This is a genomic window from Paenibacillus sp., assembly GCF_048976745.1.
Classification (GTDB): Bacteria; Bacillota; Bacilli; order Paenibacillales; family Paenibacillaceae; genus Paenibacillus.
The window spans coordinates 321,694-341,666 of sequence record NZ_JBHGUU010000006.1 but is presented as its reverse complement, the minus strand read 5'-3'; the positions used below and the strand labels follow the sequence as shown (position 1 = coordinate 341,666).

The window sequence follows — 19,973 nt, the reverse complement described above, 5'->3', positions numbered from 1 at the left end:
GTGAGAACAGAATTACTTCTGTATCTCACCGCTAAGCCAGTCACGGATCAAGCTGCCCCTTCATATGTGTACATCAGATGCCTGTCCATACGTCCTTGGCATAACGACCTTCCTGCTGAAGCTGATTAAGCCAATCTTCTGCTTCCTTTGTGGATTTGCCATGAAGTTCAGCGTATGCATGCTGGAGTGTGGCTTCCACATCGGGTGCCATTTTGCTGCCGTCTCCGCAGATATACAGATGCGCACCCGCTTCAAACAAAGGAATCAGATGACGGGCATCGTCTCTCATCAGATGTTGTACATAACATTTCTCCTCACCGTCTACACGGGAGAAGGCCGTGTGAAGCTCTACAAGCCCTTCTTGCTGGGCGGCTTCCAGTTCATTTTTGTACAGATAATCATGTTCGGGATTCCGGCATCCAAAGTACAGATGGGCTTCCCCAACGGCTTGACCCTGCTGCTTCAATACATGTCTCGCCTGCAAGAAACCTCGGAATGGAGCAACACCTGTACCGGGACCTACCATGATGACGGGAACCTGTGGATCTTCCGGCAGTTGGAAACCGGATTCCGGTGTCCGCGTGAACATGACGATCTCGTCACCCGGTTTCAGGTTAGCCAGATAGTTGGACGCAATGCCTTTATATTCTCCCTGTCCACTCCATGCCGGGGCACGCACTACACTCACCGTAATACTTGCCTGGTCAGGCTGAACACGAGGTGAACTGGAGATCGAATAATATCTGGCTTTTAGTGAAGGCAATAGTTCAAGGAAGCGCTCAAACGGCAGTTCACATGCCTCATATTTCACCAGATAATCCAGCATGGAGATCCGTTTATTCCGAACTTGATCCTTATACACCGATTCATCAAGCAACGCTTCAAGTTCCTTCTTATGCGGTGGACATACCGTGTATGCTGCCATCTCTCTCAACTGTGCACGAGTTGCCGCTTCCTGAAGCTCAACGCTATGACTGAGGAGATCATACAGGTTCACCGGTTGATGCAGCGGCAGATGCGCGGCACTCCGACCGGATGCATCCAGAACAAGATGCTCCGTTCCGGTAAATCCATATCGACGCAGTACACGTTCCACCAGCTCCGGCGGATTCTGTGGCAGAATACCCAGATGGTCCCCTTCCTTGTAGGTGATGCCTTCAGGCAATTGGATCTCCAGGTGACGTGTGCTGCGTTCACTGCCCGGATCGTGAAGCTCCCTGTTCTCCAGCACTTCTGCCACATGTGCATCATACGTATCTGCAAGCGGTGTTACAGCGAGTCCGCTAACAAACTGTACAGATAGTGAACTGCGTTCGCTATTGGAGCTTGTGTTCAGTTTCAGTCCCATTGTTCGTGCAAGATCCGGCCATAATTGCTCCGTCCAATCCCCCACCTGTTTCTCAAAATCACCGCTTGCATCGGACTCACCCAAGGGCGATAACCGCTCTGCTCCTCTCGAAGACAATTGTTCATCTATTAAACGAGGAATACGCTGATAGGTACTGGCCCAGTTGTGGTCACCACATCCAAGAACGGCGAAACGCACCCCTTTGAATTCATCAGCATCCGCATGTTCAATCCACTCGACAAACATCTTGGCATTACTTGGCGGCTGACCATTGTAGGATGCACTGACAATAATAACGGCACCCTCCTTCGGCAGTTTGCCAACACGATCATCCAGCGCAGCGACCTCACTGCGGAACCCCTGATATCTGGCAGTATCCGCAATTTCACGAGCAATGCCTTCCGCAGTCCCCAGATTGGAACCATACAGAACAAGCATCGGTGTGTGGTGGGCATTCGCTGCATCCGGCTCTGTTTTTTTGGCAACCGGCTTTGGTTCTTCAACCGCTACACCCGGAACGGCCATGACGGGCTGTCCCCCACGCGCACGTACACGAATGGTGAAGTTATCCGGTTTAAGCGTCAGCGTTTCTTTTACCTTTAACTGATAATCCGAATGATCGATGAAGTCAAAATGCTTCAGCACCATGCCCAGTACCAACGTTGCTTCCTGAAGTGCAAACTGCTGACCAATGCAAGCCCGTTGACCATTACCAAAAGGTTTATACGCATCATGCGGCACTTTACTCGGATCTTCGAACCGTTCCGGGCGGAATTCCTCTACGTCGTCTCCCCATGCTTCGCGGTCGCGATGCAGCTTGGGAATAAGTACACTGACGCTGTCTCCTTTTTGCAAAGGATATTGACCCGCAAGTACCGTGTCCTCTTTGGCATACAAGGAAAATGCCGGGGCCGTTGGCCATAACCGCAATGCTTCGTTCAAAACCATGCGAACGTACTTCAGATTGCGAACCTGGTTATACGTTGGAACCGGATCTTTCAGAATCTGATCCACTTCTGCCTGAGCCTTAGCCAGTGTATCCGGATTCTTCATCAGATAATAAACGGCGAAGGATAACAGACCACTTGTGGTCTCATGTCCAGCGATCAGGAAGGTAATAATCTGATAACGGATGTTCTCATCATCCAGTGTTTCTCCCGTTTCCGGGTCCTTGCCGCTGAGCATGTGGGACAACAGATCATCTGCGCCTTCCTGCGGTTTCGCTTTGCGCTCGGCAATAATGTGATCCACCAAGGAGAACATCGAACGGATATCCTGTTCAAATTGTTTCTTTTTGGTAATCATCAGTTTGTCTTGCAGACGCAGTCGCTGCAATGAACTCATGGATTCGTCCAGCGCACGTACCATGCTTGTAATGAATGGATGTGGTTCTTCCCGGTAGAAGCTGTTAAACCGATAGTTGAAACCACAGAGTCCAATCGTGTCAAGCGTAAGACGTGTCATATCATCCGGAACGTTAACCGTCTCATCCGGATTCAATCGTGACCATTTCTGAACCAACTGCACAGCCAGGTCAATCATTTTGTTGTGATATCCCTGCATGGCACGTTGACTGAAACTTGGAAGCAGGACATTATGGGCTTTTTTCCAATTTGGCTCTTCCGTCCAACTCGTAAATAATCCATCTCCTGCAAAAGCACGAACCTTCGCAAGGGGTGCCCACACCCGTTTGTCGAATTTGGATTCATCCGTTACCTCGGCGACCAGTTCGTGACCTGAAATATACAATTCACTTCGCCCGGGATACTCCATACGAAAGATCGGTCCATATTCTTCAGCCAGCTTCACCAGAGATTGCACTGGCTCTTCAAAGTTTAATTGCGGCAAATTGCCCAGCGGGCCAAATGTTTTGGGTTGAGGCACTGAAATTGGTGGCATGACGCTCACTCCTTTTTCCAAGTTAAGAGTTTTACAACTATAAAAATAATGACTTGATTACATACGCAATTGCACTTAACCTTCAGATCACACTTCATCTTCAAATCAACAGATTCAAGTTATTTTTTGCACAATTTCATATTTCATCCAGATAACGATAAAACGATAAAGAACTAACTGACCGAAATGGTATACTGGTCATTTTTGATTAAAAAAAATGGATGAACTTGTTATCTCCTTTTACCCTAACATTTCCAGTTCCAATCTTCAACAGTCCCAAAGTCATAGGACCTCAGGACATGGATTGCGGTAAACTTATGAATCTTTTAACAGAATCTGAATAGCCGACTCCATCTCCATTGGAGCAACTGTCGTTTCATACCGGCCATGAATATTCCCACTGCGGTCGATCAGGAATTTGGTGAAATTCCATTTGATCCCGTCTCCTCGGTACAATTCAGGATGCTTCTCTTTCACAAAAGTGTCCATCCACTGTCCTTCTTGCGTATCCAGATCATAGCCTTGAAACGGCGCTTCTTCAGTCAGGTAACGGAACAACGGATGCATCGATTGCCCTACGACCTTAATTTTCTCCACCCCCTACTAGTAATAGGTGAAATATATAATAAATATAAATTCGATAGTTTTTAACTATGAAAAAATAAACCAAAAAAACTGCCCTCAGCAGCTAAATGCTGCATCTGGACAGTTACCAAATCATGTTGTGCAATCACGCTTAACACACAGCTAACCCATAATCAGACCATATACAATACCAGGCCCATGTACACCAATGGTTAAATCATTTTCAATATCGGAAGAGCGGCTTGGGCCTGAAATAAAGTGAATGCCTGCCGGAAGATTCTCTCTTCCCGCTTTGTCAAACCGATCCAGCGTCTCCCCCAATCTGGTGTATAGTCGATCTACTGGAATAATGATGATAAGTACCGTAGGCAACAGACTGACGGAACGACCTTTTTCCGGTGAAGAAAGTACAGTGACCGAGCCTGTATATGCAGTCGCATAATCCGCCATGACCACACCGATATCCGCCTCAGCTGCCCGTGCCCTCCAGTTCTCATCCGTCTGACTATTCCACACTGAGATCTGTACATCCGGAAGTTGCTCTTCCAATCCGAGATCCTGTAACGCCTGTTCATTCTGACGAATGATATATTTGGCACTCAGTTCATGCGATTTGTTGGCAATAAATTGAGATACTTCTTCCATGTTCTGAACCCGGGCAATGTGTGCGCCTACACTCACAAAGTTATCCGTAAATGCTTGAATACGCTTCTCTTCATCCCATTCTAGCTCAGTCCAAAAGTCGGGTGCTCCCCGGAAAGGTTGGGTCGGCGCATGTCGTTGCCTTGGTCTTCTCAATTTCGAAGCAATGTCATTCATGAACTGCTCCTGTTTCTCTATGGACTTTTTCTCCAATTCCGCAAGCCATTGCTGATGTTCAGTGACCATGTTTAGTCCCCTCCCCTTCTTCTCGTTCACGAATAATCCGCTCCATACGGCTGCGAACGGAAGAATCCATGGCTGATTGCTTCTGGTTCAGTTCCTGATCCAGCTTGTTCCATTGTTGCCGGAAGGATTTCTTGGCGAGACTTGGTGCAACCCGATAATTGTTCCAGCCTTTGAGTGGACCCAGCTTGAGAGAAATGCCGTTGTTGCGTACAACCGCCTTCTGCCCGATCTGTCCCAGACGTATGGCCGCACTGAAGCGTTTGGAATTGGAAACAACGGCAGCAAAACCCTTCATGCCCATGCTCTCCATTTTGTTTCCATGACCGTCTTCCACTTTACGTCTACGTAAATAAACGAGCATATCATGCAGCGGAATTTTGACCGGACATGCTTCATAACAGGCTCCGCACAGACTTGAAGCACCCGCAATATCGTTCCATTCATCAATGTTGCCATTGAGTGCAGGTGTCAGTACCGCGCCAATCGGTCCACTATAGGTTCCACCATAGGCATGACCTCCAATATGGCGATATACCGGGCAAGCATTCAGACAAGCACCACAGCGAATACAATTCAGCAACTCCTGGAATTCAGGATCACCGAGTTGAAGGGATCGACCATTGTCCACGATAATAATGTGCATTTCATCCGGCCCATCTGCATCCGCTGTACGACGCGGACCTGTGATGCCTGACATGTACATCGTTAATTTCTGACCTGTTGCGGAGCGTGGCAACAAGGTTGCCATGACCTCCAGATCCGTCCATGACGGGATGATCCGCTCCATGCCCATGAGTGTAATCTGCGTTTTTGGAACAGTGGATACCATACGCGCATTGCCTTCATTTTCGAACAAAACCATGGAACCTGTCTCCGCAATCGCAAAATTGCAGCCGGTCATGCCGATATCTGCTTCGAGGAATTTCTCGCGCAGCTTTTTGCGAACAAATCCGGCAAGTACCGTCGTGTCCGGTTCCAGAATTTCACCTGCTTCCTTCGATAACAACTCTGCGATCTGATACCGGTTCTTATGGATGGCTGGAATGACAATATGAGAGGGTGCTTCGCCTGCCAGCTGAATGATATATTCACCCAGGTCAGTCTCGATGGCTTCAATGCCCGCCGACTCCAGCACATGATTCAGATGTACTTCCTCCGACACCATCGATTTGGACTTTACCACCGTAGAAGCCTGCTTGTGAGCCGCAATATCCAGCGCAATCGCCGCTGCTTCCACCGATGTATCTGCAAAATGAATTTGAACCCCGTTCGCACGGGCGTTATTCACAAATTCATTCAGATAATAATCCAGATGCGCAATCGTATGCAGACGAATCTGACGGCCACGCTCTCGCCATTCATCCCAGTTTCCATGTTCTTCTGAGGCAGACTTCTTGCCGTTACGCAATCGTTCTGTTGTAAATTTCACCGCTTTACGCAGAAAATCATCATTCAAGGCCAGTCCGGCACGTTCTTTGACCGTTGTATCCATGACTCCCGGTTGACTCATCCTGTTTGCACCCCCTCATACAATAGTTCCGCCAAATGCATCACACGCACCGGTTCATTCCGATAACGCAGATTACCTGCAATATTCATCAGACAGGCCATGTCCAGCCCAACGAGTACTTCGGCTTGTGTCTCTTTGACATGATCGACCTTCTCCGTCACCATCGCTCCTGAGATATCGGACATTTTGATGGCAAACGTGCCGCCGAACCCGCAACAATCCTCAGCAAACGGAAGTGGAACCAATTCCAGTCCTTTTACTTGAGAAAGCAGCGCCATCGGCTCATCCTTCACACCAAGCAGACGGCTGCCGTGGCAAGATGGATGATAGGTTACTTTGTGCGGAAAATGAGCGCCCAGATCGGTTATTCCGAGTACCTGAACGAGGAATTGAGTGAATTCATAGGCTTTGGCTTCCAATCGTTTCGCCTTCTCCAGCCACACCGGTTCATCTGCGAACAGTTCGGGATAATGATGAATCATATACGTACACGATCCGGATGGACAGACTACAAAATCACTGTCGTCAAACGCTTCAAGAATCGTTTTGGCCGCTACCCGAGTCTCGTCCCAGTACCCGCTATTGTAGGATGGCTGACCGCAGCAGGTCTGAATCGGCGGAAAATCCAGCCGAACACCATGAGCGGCGAGCAATCTGACCATGGCTCCCCCCACTCGGGGATAGATGGCATCGCTGAGGCAGGTAATGAATAAGGAGACCTTCATAATTACACGCTCCTATTAACTGATTAGTAGATGAATTGACTAAGAAATTGACTAAGAATATTTACAATGAACACTCCGGTGACACAATAACCTTCCGATCGCTGTTTAAACCGTGATGATTCCAATATCGTATCCGCTCAACAGGTCTGTCTGTTCAGCCTCCAATGGCTGATCGGTAACAATCGTATGGACTGCATTTAACCCGGATACCCGGGCAAAAGCACGGACACCAAATTTACTGGCATCTGCAAGTAAGATGACCTGATCGGATATGCCAACCATCTTCTGCTTCAGCCTTGCTTGGAGTTCATTGGATTCACTGATTCCGCCACCTTCGAGATGTACACCTTTGCACGACATGAACATTTTATCCACATGATACGTTTCCAGAGAACGCTCCGCGAGTGGCCCAACAAAAGACAACGAGCGAGCCGCCAGCTGGCCCCCCGTTGAGATGACTTCAACCTTGTCACGGCTGCTAAGTTCAGTGGCGATTTGGATGGAATTGGTTAAGACCGTCAGTGGAAAATCCGGCATTTTTGCTGCCATATAACCTGCCGTTGTGCTGGCATCCAACAAAATGCGGTCACCTGGATGAATCATCGCCAAAGCCGCTTGTGCAATCCGCCTTTTCTCTTCCGCATGGGTTGTTTCCCTGATCCGGTAAGGGATCTCCGGCTGATCTTCCTTCACACTCACTGCACCACCGTGAGAACGACGCAATCGTCCTGCCTGTTCCAGCCGATCCAGATCGCGCCGGATCGTTTCCTCCGTTACCCGGCAGCGCTCACTAAGCTCGGATACACGCATACTGCCCTTTACATTTACCATCTCCACAATCCGGTCATACCGCTCAGCAGCCAGCATGTTACAATTCACTCCCCGCTTGTGAAGTAGGTGATGCCGTTAAACGCATAAATCTGCCGTAAGCATCATCCCAAATGGACCTGTCCTGCGGCTCATATGCAGTTACCGGAAATGAATCACGAATGGCTTTGCGAGCTTCCCAGATATCCTTAAAAGCTCCGCTTGCCATCCACTGCACAGCCATATTCCCAATGGCACTTCCCTCTGCCGGACCCGCCCATACCGGCTTGCCAATGGAGTTCGCAGTCCACTGACATAACAGGCGGTTCTGGATACCTCCACCAACCATATGCAATCCGTTGAACGTCTGCCGGGATAATTGTTCCGTCCATTCCAGCACTCTTCTATACTTCAATGCCAGACTCTCCAGAATTGCCCGGGCAATAGCACCTTGATCCTCTGGCACCACTTGCCCTGTATCACGGCAATACTGCCGAATGCGGGTCGTCATATCTCCTGCTGGCATGAACAGTTCATCATCCGGATCAAACAGACTGGCAAATGGAGGCGCCTGTTCCGCCTTCGCCAATAACGCATCATAGCTGATTCCCTGCCCTTGACGCTCCCACTCCCGCATGCTTTCCTGCAAAATCCACAGACCCATGATGTTCTTAAGCAGACGGAATGTTCCGCCAGCCCCGCCTTCATTCGTGAAGTTCAAGGCCAGACTCTGGTTACTTATCGCAGGTTGATCTATCTCCGTACCCATCAGGGACCAGGTTCCACAACTCAGATAAGCAAATGAACGTTCCGTTGCAGGAACAGCCACAACGGCTGAACCTGTATCATGCTCGGCAACCGTGATTACGGGAATCGGGGAAAGACCCAGATCGGTACAGATACTGCTTCGCAGCTGTCCAACACGGGTACCTGGCAGCACGACTTCACCGAACAGTTTCTCCGAAATGCGAATATGTGCCAATAACTCACGATCCCATTGCCCCGCCGTTGGATTGTATAATTGCGTTGTTGTTGCATTCGTGAACTCATTCACCGCTTCTCCGGTCAGGAAATAACGAAGCAAATCCGGAATCATGAGAAAACGCTCTGCTTCATGAAGTAACGTGGAACCACTGCGTTGGAGCGTTGCCAATTGATACAAGGTATTAAAGCCAAGAAACTGAATTCCTGTACGTTCAAAGATCCGCTGAGAGGTCAGCTCTTGGCGTACCTGATCCATCATGCCGTTAAACTGTGTATCACGGTAATGATACGGGTTTCCCAGCAATTCACCATTACTGCCAAGCAGACCAAAATCAACGCCCCACGAATCGATCCCCAGGCTCTCCGGCAGTTCTCCCTGCTGTTTCACAAGGGTAAGCCCTTGCAATATTTCATGATGCAGTCGCAGAATATCCCAGTGCATCCGCTCGCCAACTTTCACGGGTTCATTCTTGAACCGATGAATTTCGCTCGTTTCGATCCCGCGATCATTCAGATGTCCCAGTAGCGCTCTCCCGCTCCCAGCGCCCAAATCATAAGCCAGCACACTCACCGCGCTTCACCAACCTTTCGAACTCATCCTATTTTCCAAACTTCCATACATTATCTCTTGTTTCAGTCCGTAACCCTGTACTTTATTCTGCATTTTTTGTTTGTTTGTTTTTGTTTTATACTGTTTTACTTTATTTTACGAGTATATCACCATTGTAAGCGTTTGAATACCCTTTGGTTTTTCTTTATTTTTGGTATACCAAAAACGACTCTCTCCCATCTGGGAGGAGCCGCATTTCTTATGCTTCAAGTATAAAACTGGCCTTTGCTTACCCCCGACTGGGGCTGTATATCTCTCTCAAAATGCTTGAAGCGTGTCCCCTGATACGTCAGCATCCCTCGATCATTTTCCACCAACATGCCATAATGATTTCCTCCAACGATCAGTTCAATACGCTCCCCATTGTCAAATTCGAATGTAACATAATACCGGGTAGTCGCGCTGCTATCCCCGCTTCCCCCTGAAACTTCCGTTCGTTTGGCCACCACCGTTGAGTGCAGGGTTAACAAGGCCGATGCGTTATTCGATGACCACGTGCGTACCCCTGAGATGATGGCATATACAATCACACCCGCAACAATAAGAAATACGGCACCAATAAAAATGGAAACAAACGCACCCATGGCACCAAACTCATTCAATCCCGAAAAGAAACCACCCTGATTGCCTTCAAAACCCGGTACTCCATTCATGTCGTCAAACACACCAAAGCCGTCCACGCTTAATCGGCCCATCGATGAGGACACGCTTGTTAACGCCATTCATCATCGTTCCTTTCCCCTTGCAAAATAAGATGCACCGCCCCCACGCAAGGAAGGCGGTGCATGCAGACAACCCGTTCTGCCTTGTCCGTATACTATATGAACCAGATCAGGAATACAGACGTTCAAGTTCGTCGACCAGACTGCCGACATATGCAACCGCAGAGCGAATTGGCTCAGGTCCGGACATATCCACACCCGCAAGCTTCATTAACTCCTGCGGTGTGAGACTTCCACCCGCTTTGAGTGCTTCAAGCCAGCGATCTACCGCCGGCTGTCCTTCTTCCCGAATCTGCTGTGCTGCCGCTGTGGAAGCGGTCAAACCTGCCGCATAGGTATATGGATACAGTCCCATATAATAATGAGGTTGTCTCATCCACGTGAGCTTGGCCCCTTCATCAATCACCAGATCAGGTCCCCAGAATTCAGAGAGGATGTCCCCTTTGAGCTGACTTAACGTCTTCGCCGTAATCGGCTCATCATTGGTTGCGAGTGCATACACCCTGCGCTGCAATTCACCTTCCAGCAGATGCGTAACGAAGTTATGGTAATACGTATTCAACAGTTGCAAAATGACCCAACGACGCATTCGCGGATTATCGGAACGCTTCAACAGATGATCTGCCAGTAGCATTTCATTCATGGTTGATGGTGCCTCAATGAAATAAAGGGATGGTCTTGTATTCGTGAGCCGTTGATAACGTCCCGCAAGCATAAAGTGACCTGCATGTCCCACTTCATGGGCAAGTGTAAATGCTCCGCGCATATTGTTCGCCCATGAAATTAGGATATAAGAGTGCGAACCATATATAGAGGAACAAAATGCCCCTGTGGATTTGCCCGCATTATCTGCGTAATCCACCCAGCGTTCACTAAATGCGCGCTCTACGATCTCGCCATACTCCGGCCCAAGTACATCAAGGGCTTCTCGAATGAGTGTGCAAGCCTCGTCATATGTAATGGCAGGGCTAAATTCAGGATCAAGCGGGGCCTTCAGATCACAGAACATCAGCTTGTCCAGACCCAGCTCACGTTTCTTGAGAGCCGCCAGTCTGCGCATATGAGGTGCGAGTTCCTGCTGGATAATATCCAGAATATTATTGTACATCTCTTTGCTCACTTGCTGTGGGCTGAGGAGCATATCTGTGACATCTTCGTAACCACGCAGCCTGGATAAAACAACCTGTTTCTTCACTTCGGTTGCATAACCTTCTGCAAACGTATTTTTGTAATCATGTAATGTCGAGCTGAATGCAGCATAAGCAGAACGGCGCAGCTTCGTATCGGACGACATCTCATAATTATTTTCATAGAATGACCAGGACAGTGGACGAGTATTATCCTCTCCATCGAGGGCATCGTCAAACGTCATGTCTGCCAGTTTACCACGCAGATAGATTCGGTATGGGGAATCCAGTACCTCTCCAAGTGAAGCGAGTACCTTCTCGGTTTCCGGTGTGAGCCGATGTGCTTTTTCCCGAATCAAACGCTCCAAACTGCGTGCATACGGCTCCAGCCCCGGAAGCTCCTGAATATAACGCTCTACCGTTCCATCCGGAAGTTCAACGATCTCCGAATTGACAAAAGACAAGGACGACGACAGATTCGACAGGATATCTCCTGCTTTAGCTGAATTCTCAATGTTCACCGGATTGGTGCTGTCCTCTGACTGCTTCAAGCGGGCATAAGAAGCCGTCTTGCCAATCCGCTCCTGCAAAGCTTCACGGGCATCCAGACAAGCCAGCAATTGTTCAGCGCCTTCACCCAGACGTCCTTTGAACGTTTCAATCTGGGCAGCAGCCTCAGGAAGTGATCGAAGCTCCTGCTCCCACTCTACATCGGTTACAAACAAGTCTCTCAATTCCCAAGTGGTTTCCTGATCTACCTCAGCACGTGTACGTATTTTTTCCATCTTTAGTTGTCATCCTCCTTACATTTTCCAATATCTCTCATCGTATCATAATCGGTTTATGTATACATGACATCTGCAAATAATGAGACTTTTGGTTCAGGGGAATATAGATTGGACTAAAAGAATATTCACACTTACCACTCCGATGACAGAACAACCTTCCGATCGCTGTTATCCCCAGATTTTTTGATTCCCTTTTTCAAAGGTGAAAATCCAGTGATAAAGGCGAAGCGTATGCTTTCGATGTAGCTTTATTTCAGAAAGCTTTTAGCTCCGCTTCTTAAGTCTATTTCTGCCCGCTACGTTTGGAGTAAACTATTGATCCACTGAGCAAAATTTAAAAGTAACTGAAAAACCGCTGGGTATTGGAAGAATCCATTTACCTAGCGGTTTTACTAACTATTACTTATTTAGCTTTCTTTCCAAATTACATTTTCACCGTAATTTTTACCCCAGTTATACATTGCGTGCAGGACAGGCATCAAGCTTTGGCCGTGATCTGTTAGCGTATATTCCACCCGAGGAGGTACCTCTGCATACACTTTGCGCTCAATCAACTTGTCTTCCTCCAGCTCACGTAGCTGGTTGGTCAGCATCTTCTGGGTAATATGAGGGATTAGACGTTTCAACTCACTGAAACGTTTGGTGCCTTCCAGACCCAAATGCCACAAAATGATCAGTTTCCATTTTCCACCAATCACCGCAAGGGTCAATTCCTTCTCACAGTTGATTTCTTTCAGATTAATCCGTTCCTTGACTTCGGCTGCCATGGCTCCGAGCCCCCTCATCTTCAATCTTATATCGTGTATATTACGCATATCACGGGGATACTTCACATAAGGTAAGTTTTCCGCTCCATGCATGATGTAATAAGTACATTCATTCGATACAGCTATCTATTAATTCTACTACAGCCTTGTCGAGATGCAAAGTTTAACTGAAAATCACTTATAAAACCTATACAGATGAAGTGACTATGCATCGCAGAAAAAGACCGAAACCCTTCTCAATCAAAGGATTTCGGTCTTACATTTATTCGACTATTCCAGGTTCGCGTGGCGGCCAAACATGTCCGCTCCGGTCATCCCCTTCATTTCCATCATCGTAAGGATGAGAGCATCCATGCCGATTAACAGTCCTTGTTCAAACAACGAGCCCATCGGCTGAATGGTTACATCCGCTCCTGAAGTCGCTGTGTCCTCTTTGGCCGAAGCCGGAAGGCGCACGACCGTAGTTGCCAATTGCCCAATTGTGGACTCTGGCTTGATCGTAATCAGACCAACAGGTGCACCTGCCTGACTAGCCTTCTGAGCCATGGCTACCAGACTGCCTGTCTCTCCTGAGCCTGAGCACAACAACAGGAAGTCCTTCGAGCTGATCCCGGGTGTAACGGTCTCACCTACCACATATACACGAAGTCCCATCTGCATCAGTCTCATGGCAAAAGCCTTTCCCATCAGACCTGACCGGCCTGCGCCAGCCACAAAAATCTGTTCCGCAGCCAGAATATGTTCAGCCATCGCTTGCATCTCTGCCTCATCGATCTGGCTTAGCGTACGCTCCAACTCTTTTAAGATGTCCGCTGCATATTGTGTTTTGCTCATCAGCTTAGCCTTGTTTAACGAGACGTTGCATTTCAGCTGCAACTGCGGCTTTGTCTGCTTGTCCTGTGATACCGCCGCCTACAATAACCAGATCCGGTTGTGCTTTAATTACTTCTGGCAATGTTTCCAGCTTGATTCCACCAGCGACAGCCGTTTTAGCGTTTTTCACAGCAGCTTTGATCGTTTGCAGATCTTCGAACGGGCTTTGTCCTTCAGCTTGCAGGTCATAACCTGTGTGTACACAGATGTAATCTACGCCAAGTGAATCAACTTCACGAGCACGTTGTTCAAGGTTAGGTACATTGATCATGTCTACAAGAACTTGTTTGTTTTGTTTCTTCGCTTCTGCTACTGCACCTTTGATCGTGCTGTCATTGGTTGCCCCAAGCACAGTAATCAGATCCGCACCAGCTTCAGCTGCTTTCATGATTTCATAACCACCAGCGTCCATGATTTTAAGGTCTGCAAGGACTTGCAGATGAGGGAATGCTTCTTTCATCGCTTTTACCGCGTGCAACCCTTCATTAATAACGATTGGTGTACCAATCTCAACGATATCAATATATTGTTCAACCTCTTTAACCAGTGCGATACCTTCAGGGATGTTTACCAAGTCAAGTGCCAATTGCAATTTCATCATTTATTTCTCCTTTGTTGTTCAAATATGGGTCGTTCCTGTAAAAATAATAACTAGATATTTAGCTTGCACCAATTTATCTGTTCAGATGCATGCAGTGTTTGTTTTGGCTACTCACTCATTGTAGACCCTGACTATCCATTCAGGAAGTACGCACTTTGAAGTGGGGTAGTTACTTGGGCGATACTATTAATAATTATTCGTTGTTAGGTGAATTGTGCGATAGGATTAATCGTCTGTTTTAATCCTGATTACAACAGAACAGCAACCATCATCTTAGGTGTTCAATATAAAAGACCCCGCCACATGGCAGGGTCGTTATCATTTTAATCCAGCCACGGGCTGGTTTAGAGATTTATAATATTACAGATATACAGGCTTCACGCATACCGGCTTGGATACACCTGTGCTGTGACCTGTGTATTTCAGGCGTCCGCTCTCCTGATCCACCGTGAATGACACGATGTTGTTCGTATCGCGGTTAGCGGCGATCAGCAATTTGCCGTTTGGTGTCAGAGCAAAGTGACGCGGGTGCTCCCCTTCAGCAGATACATGCTCAACCAGTGTCAGGTGCCCTTTGTCTGCATCAACTGCAAATACAACGATGCTGTCATGTCCACGGTTAGAACCATATACATAACGTCCATCATTGGAAACGGCGATTTCCGCTGTTGTATTCTCTTTGCCATCATATCCATCAGGCAGTGTGGATACGGTAGACAATTCAGTCAATGTGCCCGCTGCTGCATCATATTGGAACGAAGTAATGGAAGAATCCACTTCGTTGATGACATATGCGAATTGACCATTCGGATGGAATGCCAGGTGACGTGGGCCTGCACCCGCATGCGTTTTGGTTTCACTGTGCAGCACAAGTTCATTCTTGTCTGCATCAATGGAATAGATCGCGATTTTGTCCGCACCCAGATCCTGTACCATCATGTATTTGCCATCCGGGCTGAAGAAAGCGGAATGCACATGTGGCTTGTCCTGACGTTCAGGATGCGCCCCTTGGCCTTCATGTTTCTTCTCATCCAGAAGCGCTCCGATCTCACCGTTATCCGTCAAGGCTTGCAGACCTACCAGACCACCGTGGTAGCTGGACAGGATCAAGTATTTACCGGAAGGATCACGCTGGATATGACATGGTGGAGCTGAGATGGAGTTATTCCGGTTCAGCAATGTTAATTTTCCTGTAGAAGGATCAATGCTCAGAGCTACAGCTTCAGACATTTTATTGCCTTCGGCAGACGCTGTTTCACCAATTGCATACAGTTTGTTACCCTCAGTATCCACATTGACAAACGTTGGGTTTTTCACGCCCGCAATGCCATCAAGCTTGGACAAGCTGCCTGTATCCTCATTCAATTCATATGCATAAATGCCCTCATTTTCCGTTTCGGCATAAGAGCCAGCAAGTACGAGCAAGCGTTTTGATTCACTCATTACAGTTTCCTCCTCTATGTGTATGTAATCTTGTTGCACCTCTTCTATAATAAATCTGCCATATCAAAATAGCAATCAGCTGTCCATGTGCATCCGTAAAATCATCGATTAAACTACGCACGGAATGCACACAATCATACTGAAATCCATTCATATGAGATGTATCTTCTGCTATGATAAGATAGGTTTTCATCCAGAAGGGACTGAAATGTATTGCTTCACTCTTTTTTACTCACCTTATACCATGTATTCCTGCCGATATCACTTCCCGTGATTGGGGGTATTCTGTTAAAACGCTTCAAGAATTGGGATACGCGGTCGCTCTCGACCTTTTCCCTTTATATTTTGAGCCCTGCGCTCATCTTCAATACATTGCTGCATGCAGAGATTACCTGGACGGACGTCACCGGCACGTTCTGGTTCTCCATCATTAATCTGATTGCCCTGTGGGCACTCGCCGAGCTGTTAAGCCGGGGTTTCCGTCTGGGTGCAAGCGAAAAAGCGGGTCTCACCCTTGTCTCCACGTTTACGAACTGTGTGAATTACGGGCTCCCGCTTGTGCTGCTTGCCTTTGGTCAGCTTGGACTGGACAAGGCTTCCGTCTACGTTATTGGACAGATGATCATTGTTAATACGGTAGGTATCTTTTTTGCCGCGAGATCCGAATTCACGGTGAAAGATGCGATTCTGTCCGTTTTCCGCATGCCATCCATCTATGCTGCCGGCATCGCCATTACGCTGCGTGCGTCCAATCTGAGCCTGCCCGAAGCGCTGGATGGAGGGATCTCCATGCTGGCTGCGGGTTACTCTCCTGTTGTTCTCGCCATTCTGGGAGCACAGATGCTCAGACCAAAAGGTGTAACGGTGCCTTGGCTGCCTAATGTGCGCCGAGCTTTCTGGACTGGACTTGTGGTGCGTCTCGCAGCTGCACCGATCCTCTCCTGGCTAATTCTGACCGCTCTTCAGGTCGAGGGTACATTGTTCAGTGTGCTGCTCATTCTCGCATCCATGCCGACCGCTGTGAACGCTGTTATTTTGGCTGAACAGTTCAACGCTTCTCCACAGTTTGTATCCCGCTGCATTCTGTGGACAACTGCTGCATCCATGTTGATGTTGCCGATTATGATTGTGATGGCTTCCTGATTAACACCGGAGGTGATACCGAAGCGATATCCGCTTGTCGGCGTTTCTCCAGCCGGCGTTCATAACGCCGGTTGAGTGATCTAATGTAGAAGAATTTCACGACAAAATACGAAATCACACCCAGAATGACACCAAATACGGACATGCCTGCCAGAATATCCAGTCCACCAAGCAACAATTCGCTCACGGCCGACCAGTTTCCACGGAACAGCTCCATGAATGCACTCTCATTTACAAGTCCCTGTCCCATGCTGTGAGCAGGCAAAATCCATGACCCAATTTGTTTGGCAAGCGGCATTAGGATAATAGGTAAAAAGGTAAGTTTACCAATCACATTGCCAACAATCGCTGCTGGCATCGAACCTCCAGACAGTCGCACAATCGGATAAAATACAAGATATATCAGGGAAGCGGTCGAGATCACAATCAGTTCCAGTCCAAACCCTATGGCAAATCCGGTGGATATTTTATGGGCACCTCCGGGAGCACGTAACAACTTGAGAAAGTTCAGTTTCATAGCACGCGTTAAACGTACCCAGCGGTTAGTCTTGCGCTTCTGTGGGTTCATACCGAATTACTCCTTATTTTACACAAATGACAACTTGAATTGTCTATTCTTCAGTATATCACACCGCGTTAGCTCCTGAAGTAACAATGACCGGCTGCGTCTCCATCTGGACATTACCTGCCACCGCTCGGGAGATCATGCAGGATGATTCAGCCTTGTGCGCCAAGCGCTCAGCCTTGGTGATATCTGCCTCTGAAGCATCTTGGGTGAGTACAATCCGGGGTCTATGTACGATCCGTTCGTACGTAAATATGTTATTCGTAACATCTACCGTTGCTTCCGATTCAAGCGTTAATTCCTCCGGCGTAATATCCGAACGCTCCAGCATCGCTGCCAGCGTGATCAGGTAACAGGTGGAGGCTGCACCCAGCAGCATTTCATCCGGGTTGGTTCCCGTACCGGGTCCGCCCATCTCCTGCGGAATCGATATGACCGTTTTTAATCCACCCGCATCGATGGTTCCCTCACTGTTACGCCCACCATTCCATACCGCTTTCAGATGAAAAGGATGTTTCATGACATTCATTCCTTTCTTATTTACACACGTATACACGTAATGTTCTGCTCGATCATTGCGCTAACGTGTTCTTCGTCTACACCCTGATCTGTAATTATTTTCCCTACACTGCTCATCTCAGCGACTCTCGTAAACGCCTGTATGTTAAACTTGCTGGAATCTGCAAGTAAAATGACTTCATCCGCAATATGGATCATTTTCTGCTTCACCAAAGCCTGCAATTCATTGGATTCGCTGATACCTTTGGTCAGATGCACTCCTTTGCAAGACAGAAACACTTTATCCACATGATAAGCATCCAACGAACGTTCCGCCAGCGGTCCTACAAAAGACAGTGACTTTGAAGCCAATTGCCCACCTGTGGCAATCACGCGAATCTGCTCCTTGTTACTCAACTCTGCGGCGACCTTAATCGAGTTCGTTAATACCGTCAGTGGAATGTTCGGCAATCCTGCCGCCATATACCACGCCGTTGTGCTTGCATCCAGGGCGATCCGGTCGCCGGATTCCACCATTTTCACCGCTTCACTTGCAATTCTGCGCTTCTCTTCTGCATGGGCCACAGCCCGTTCCGGATATGGAATCTCCGACTGCAACTCTTCTTTGTATTTAACGCTGACCGCCCCGCCATGGGACCTTCTGAGCCTGCCCGCCTGTTCGAGCTTGTCCAGATCACGACGAATCGTCTCTTCTGTCACCCCGCAGCGCTCACTAAGTTCGGTCACACGCATGCTGCCCTGCGTATCCACCCATTCCACTATTTTCTCATACCGTTCAGCTACGAGCATATTCCTTCACTCCAAACCGTTGATTATCCAGTTGATCCTGTTCATCCATCATACCACAGAGCGATGACAAGAAGAATCTGGACCATGTGCAAAAAGAGGGAGCTTTCGCCCCCTCCATTCCAGTTCTGAAGTAGATCTTATTTATCTTCTGCCATAGGAAACCATCCCGGTGTGTGGATAATTGCATTCCACAACCCATCAGGGATAACCAGACGTTCCTGATCCGACTTCGTCAGAATCGTTTCGATATCTTCTTCTCGCCCACTCTCGATTTTCTCGACCCAATCCGGCTCGATAATCAGTTCACGTCCAATAGCCAGCAAAGGTACTCCCGTTTGGAGCGCTTCAGCAGCCTCATCAGCCGTATGAATCGAACCTACGCCAATGACAGGCAATTTTCCGTTCACACGATCCAGGATGAATTCCATTCTGGATCGTGTATCTGCTTCACCACGTCTTGGCTTGGACCAGAATTCGTTCAGGGAAACGTGCAGATAATCCAGGTTTTTATCTTTCAGTGCATCCACCAGTGCGTACGTATCTTCCATTGTAAGTCCCGGTGTTTCCGGTTCTTCCGGGGAGAAACGGTAACCAATGATGAACGGCAGTTTGGTATGTTCGGCAACTACTTTCTGAACCTCATCCACTACAGCAAGCGGGAAAGTCAGACGTTTCTCGACACTACCGCCAAAGCGGTCTTCACGTCGGTTGGAATGCGGGGAGAAGAATTGCTGGATCAGATAACCGTTTGCACCGTGAATCTCAACACCATCAAATCCGGCTTCGATTGCACGACGTGTTGCTTCACCAAAGTCTTTGATAATGGAAATAATCTCGGCTTCCGTCAATTCTCTTGGTTCAGGCGAACCTGGACGCTCACTTGCAACCGCACTAGGAGCAACCACTTGTCCCGCAGGGACAGCTTGTTCAGGTGTCAGACGGCCCGCATGGAAAATTTGCAATACGGCAACGGAGCCCTGTTGTTTCATGGTATCAGCCAGTTTCTTCAGACCAGGAATGAAGCGATCATCATAGACGCCAAACTGAGCCGGGAAACCAATCCCAGTCTCAGTTACATGTCCTACAGCTGTAATCGACATGCCTGCACCACCGGTGCGACGTGCATAATAAGCAAGTTCCGCGTCTGATATGGTACCATCAGCATTCGAGGACATATGAGTCATGGGAGCGAGCACGATACGGTTTTTCAGTGTAATACCAGTCGGCAGTGAAACTTGTTCAAACATCTGGTTAAACTTTGGATTCATTCGTGGTTCCCT

At 48.1% G+C, this 19,973-nt stretch carries 18 protein-coding genes; 1 reads left to right on the top strand and 17 read right to left on the bottom strand.

What is annotated here, in order from left to right; genetic code table 11:
* Positions 1 to 73: 73 nt before the first annotated feature.
* From ACE3K2_RS08460 to ACE3K2_RS08400, 13 genes are all read right to left on the bottom strand, one after another.
* Positions 74 to 3,247 (bottom strand): bifunctional cytochrome P450/NADPH--P450 reductase, encoded by a 3,174-nt coding sequence (locus ACE3K2_RS08460; RefSeq protein ID WP_421888867.1) that lies wholly within the window; start codon positions 3,245 to 3,247, stop codon positions 74 to 76.
* A 315-nt stretch (positions 3,248 to 3,562) separates the two neighbouring features.
* Positions 3,563 to 3,844, bottom strand: coding sequence for a hypothetical protein (locus ACE3K2_RS08455; RefSeq protein WP_421888865.1), 282 nt, complete (start codon positions 3,842 to 3,844; stop codon positions 3,563 to 3,565).
* A gap of 150 nt (positions 3,845 to 3,994) precedes the next feature.
* Positions 3,995 to 4,720 (bottom strand): LutC/YkgG family protein, encoded by a 726-nt coding sequence (locus tag ACE3K2_RS08450; protein WP_421888863.1) that lies wholly within the window; start codon positions 4,718 to 4,720, stop codon positions 3,995 to 3,997.
* A complete protein-coding gene (locus ACE3K2_RS08445) occupies positions 4,710 to 6,230 on the bottom strand; it encodes a LutB/LldF family L-lactate oxidation iron-sulfur protein (protein ID WP_421888861.1) in 1,521 nt (506 codons plus the stop codon). Before ACE3K2_RS08445 ends, ACE3K2_RS08450 begins: the two co-directional genes overlap by 11 nt.
* Positions 6,227 to 6,955, bottom strand: coding sequence for a (Fe-S)-binding protein (locus ACE3K2_RS08440; RefSeq protein ID WP_338594114.1), 729 nt, complete (start codon positions 6,953 to 6,955; stop codon positions 6,227 to 6,229). Before ACE3K2_RS08440 ends, ACE3K2_RS08445 begins: the two co-directional genes overlap by 4 nt.
* Positions 6,956 to 7,060: 105 nt before the next feature.
* Positions 7,061 to 7,822 (bottom strand): DeoR/GlpR family DNA-binding transcription regulator, encoded by a 762-nt coding sequence (locus tag ACE3K2_RS08435; RefSeq protein WP_421888859.1) that lies wholly within the window; start codon positions 7,820 to 7,822, stop codon positions 7,061 to 7,063.
* Position 7,823: 1 nt separating this feature from the next.
* A complete protein-coding gene (locus ACE3K2_RS08430; RefSeq protein ID WP_421888857.1) occupies positions 7,824 to 9,317 on the bottom strand; it encodes a rhamnulokinase in 1,494 nt (497 codons plus the stop codon).
* 245 nt (positions 9,318 to 9,562) lie between these two features.
* Complete coding sequence (locus ACE3K2_RS08425; RefSeq protein WP_421888856.1) at positions 9,563 to 10,078, bottom strand: DUF2500 family protein; 516 nt, start codon at positions 10,076 to 10,078, stop codon at positions 9,563 to 9,565.
* 109 nt (positions 10,079 to 10,187) lie between these two features.
* Positions 10,188 to 11,990, bottom strand: a complete 1,803-nt coding sequence (pepF, locus tag ACE3K2_RS08420) for an oligoendopeptidase F (protein ID WP_421888854.1) — start codon at positions 11,988 to 11,990, stop codon at positions 10,188 to 10,190.
* Between the two features lie 410 nt (positions 11,991 to 12,400).
* Entirely contained in the window at positions 12,401 to 12,760 is a 360-nt protein-coding gene (locus ACE3K2_RS08415; RefSeq protein ID WP_062833989.1) for a winged helix-turn-helix transcriptional regulator, read from the bottom strand.
* Positions 12,761 to 13,030: 270 nt separating this feature from the next.
* Entirely contained in the window at positions 13,031 to 13,594 is a 564-nt protein-coding gene (gene hxlB / locus ACE3K2_RS08410) for a 6-phospho-3-hexuloisomerase (RefSeq protein WP_421888852.1), read from the bottom strand.
* A gap of 4 nt (positions 13,595 to 13,598) precedes the next feature.
* A complete protein-coding gene (gene hxlA, locus ACE3K2_RS08405) occupies positions 13,599 to 14,231 on the bottom strand; it encodes a 3-hexulose-6-phosphate synthase (protein WP_421891088.1) in 633 nt (210 codons plus the stop codon).
* A gap of 363 nt (positions 14,232 to 14,594) precedes the next feature.
* Positions 14,595 to 15,677: a lactonase family protein gene (locus tag ACE3K2_RS08400; RefSeq protein ID WP_421888850.1), complete on the bottom strand. Its 1,083-nt coding sequence runs from the start codon at positions 15,675 to 15,677 to the stop codon at positions 14,595 to 14,597.
* A 213-nt stretch (positions 15,678 to 15,890) separates the two neighbouring features.
* Between ACE3K2_RS08400 and ACE3K2_RS08395 the strand changes: the two genes are divergently transcribed.
* Positions 15,891 to 16,820 (top strand): AEC family transporter, encoded by a 930-nt coding sequence (locus ACE3K2_RS08395; protein ID WP_421888849.1) that lies wholly within the window; start codon positions 15,891 to 15,893, stop codon positions 16,818 to 16,820.
* Here the strand turns inward: ACE3K2_RS08395 and ACE3K2_RS08390 are convergent.
* The 4 genes from ACE3K2_RS08390 to ACE3K2_RS08375 all read right to left on the bottom strand — a co-directional run bounded on the left by ACE3K2_RS08390 (position 16,798) and on the right by ACE3K2_RS08375 (position 19,961).
* Positions 16,798 to 17,388: a DUF2062 domain-containing protein gene (locus ACE3K2_RS08390; protein WP_421888847.1), complete on the bottom strand. Its 591-nt coding sequence runs from the start codon at positions 17,386 to 17,388 to the stop codon at positions 16,798 to 16,800. The two genes, ACE3K2_RS08395 and ACE3K2_RS08390, sit on opposite strands and share 23 nt — an antisense overlap.
* A 58-nt stretch (positions 17,389 to 17,446) precedes the next feature.
* Complete coding sequence (locus ACE3K2_RS08385) at positions 17,447 to 17,905, bottom strand: OsmC family protein (protein ID WP_421888845.1); 459 nt, start codon at positions 17,903 to 17,905, stop codon at positions 17,447 to 17,449.
* A gap of 20 nt (positions 17,906 to 17,925) precedes the next feature.
* On the bottom strand, positions 17,926 to 18,693 hold the full coding sequence (locus tag ACE3K2_RS08380; protein WP_421888843.1) for a DeoR/GlpR family DNA-binding transcription regulator: 768 nt from the start codon (positions 18,691 to 18,693) through the stop codon (positions 17,926 to 17,928).
* Positions 18,694 to 18,830: 137 nt separating this feature from the next.
* On the bottom strand, positions 18,831 to 19,961 hold the full coding sequence (locus tag ACE3K2_RS08375; RefSeq protein WP_421888841.1) for an NADH-dependent flavin oxidoreductase: 1,131 nt from the start codon (positions 19,959 to 19,961) through the stop codon (positions 18,831 to 18,833).
* Between the last annotated feature and the right edge of the window lie 12 nt (positions 19,962 to 19,973).

Bases quoted from the DNA above. Each gene is read 5' to 3' on its own strand.
- ACE3K2_RS08425 (WP_421888856.1), bottom strand. From the start codon at position 10,078: ATGGCGTTAACAAGCGTGTCCTCATCGATGGGCCGATTAAGCGTGGAC.
- ACE3K2_RS08385 (WP_421888845.1), bottom strand. From the start codon at position 17,905: ATGAAACATCCTTTTCATCTGAAAGCGGTATGGAATGGTGGGCGTAAC.
- ACE3K2_RS08415 (WP_062833989.1), bottom strand. From the start codon at position 12,760: ATGGCAGCCGAAGTCAAGGAACGGATTAATCTGAAAGAAATCAACTGT.
- hxlA (WP_421891088.1), bottom strand. From the start codon at position 14,231: ATGAAATTGCAATTGGCACTTGACTTGGTAAACATCCCTGAAGGTATC.
- ACE3K2_RS08445 (WP_421888861.1), bottom strand. From the start codon at position 6,230: ATGAGTCAACCGGGAGTCATGGATACAACGGTCAAAGAACGTGCCGGA.
- pepF (WP_421888854.1), bottom strand. From the start codon at position 11,990: ATGGAAAAAATACGTACACGTGCTGAGGTAGATCAGGAAACCACTTGG.
- ACE3K2_RS08460 (WP_421888867.1), bottom strand. From the start codon at position 3,247: ATGCCACCAATTTCAGTGCCTCAACCCAAAACATTTGGCCCGCTGGGC.
- hxlB (WP_421888852.1), bottom strand. From the start codon at position 13,594: ATGAGCAAAACACAATATGCAGCGGACATCTTAAAAGAGTTGGAGCGT.
- ACE3K2_RS08435 (WP_421888859.1), bottom strand. From the start codon at position 7,822: ATGCTGGCTGCTGAGCGGTATGACCGGATTGTGGAGATGGTAAATGTA.
- ACE3K2_RS08375 (WP_421888841.1), bottom strand. From the start codon at position 19,961: ATGAATCCAAAGTTTAACCAGATGTTTGAACAAGTTTCACTGCCGACT.
- ACE3K2_RS08400 (WP_421888850.1), bottom strand. From the start codon at position 15,677: ATGAGTGAATCAAAACGCTTGCTCGTACTTGCTGGCTCTTATGCCGAA.
- ACE3K2_RS08380 (WP_421888843.1), bottom strand. From the start codon at position 18,693: ATGCTCGTAGCTGAACGGTATGAGAAAATAGTGGAATGGGTGGATACG.
- ACE3K2_RS08440 (WP_338594114.1), bottom strand. From the start codon at position 6,955: ATGAAGGTCTCCTTATTCATTACCTGCCTCAGCGATGCCATCTATCCC.
- ACE3K2_RS08390 (WP_421888847.1), bottom strand. From the start codon at position 17,388: ATGAACCCACAGAAGCGCAAGACTAACCGCTGGGTACGTTTAACGCGT.
- ACE3K2_RS08450 (WP_421888863.1), bottom strand. From the start codon at position 4,720: ATGGTCACTGAACATCAGCAATGGCTTGCGGAATTGGAGAAAAAGTCC.